At 71.0% G+C, this 949-nt stretch carries 1 protein-coding gene; it reads right to left on the bottom strand.

Annotated features, from left to right (window positions below; all coding sequences use genetic code 11):
• Nucleotides 1-949 (bottom strand): zinc-binding dehydrogenase (locus ABNF97_RS33965; RefSeq protein WP_349341074.1); only part of this gene is annotated, 949 nt, incomplete at both ends.

The following is a 949-nucleotide window of genomic DNA, read 5'->3' as shown; positions in this document are numbered from 1 at the left end:
CCACGTCGAGCGCGAACCGGTGCGTGATCATGTGCCCCACGTCGAGTTGACCCGCGCTCAGCATCGTGAGCAGGTCCGGCGTCGAGTAGGTGTCCACCAGGCCGGTCGTGATCGTGACGTTCCTGCTCCACAGCTCTTCCAGGTGCAGCGTGGCCGGCTTGCCGTGCACGCCGATGTTCGCCACCCGGCCGCCAGGGCGGACCAGCGTGGTGCAGGTTTCGAACGCCTGCGGCGTGCCGACCGCCTCCATCACCACGTCCGCGCCGAGCCCGCCGGTGAGCGCGTGGACGGTCTCCCGGGGATCCTCGCCGGCGTCGACGGTGACGTCGGCGCCGAACTGCTTGGCCGCCTGCAACCGGCTCTGGGCCTTGTCGACCGCGACGATGTGCGCCGGGGAGTACAGCCGGGCGGTCAGGATCGCGGCGAGCCCGATCGGCCCGGCTCCGACCACCACGACGGTGTCGCCCGGTCGGACCTGACCGTTGAGCACACCCACCTCGTAGGAGGTTGGCAGGATGTCGGCCAGCATGACGGCGGCCTCGTCGTTGACGTCTGCCGGTAGTCGGTAGGTGGACAGGTCGGCGAAGGGCAGTCGGGCGTACTGTGCCTGTACGCCGTCGACGTGGTGGCCGAGGATCCATCCGCCGCCGCCCAGGCACTGCCCGTACCGGCCGGAGCGGCAGTAGCGGCACACGCCGCACGCCGAGATGCAGGAGGCGAGGACGCGGTCGCCCCGGCTCAGGCCCGTGATCCCGGCGCCCACCTCGACGACGGTGCCGACGGCCTCGTGTCCGAGGATCCGCCCGGGCTGGACCTCTGGTACGTCGCCGGCCAGGATGTGCAGATCCGTGCCGCAGATCGTCACGGTGTCCACCTCGATGATCGCGTCCCTTGGGTCCGTGATCGTGGGGTCGCGGACATCCGCCCAGGACTTGCGGCCCGGCCCGTC

This window comes from Plantactinospora sp. B6F1 (assembly GCF_040120695.1).
Lineage (GTDB): Bacteria > Actinomycetota > Actinomycetes > Mycobacteriales > Micromonosporaceae > Plantactinospora.
Note: the sequence above shows the minus strand (reverse complement) of the source record. Positions and strands in the feature narration are given on the sequence as shown.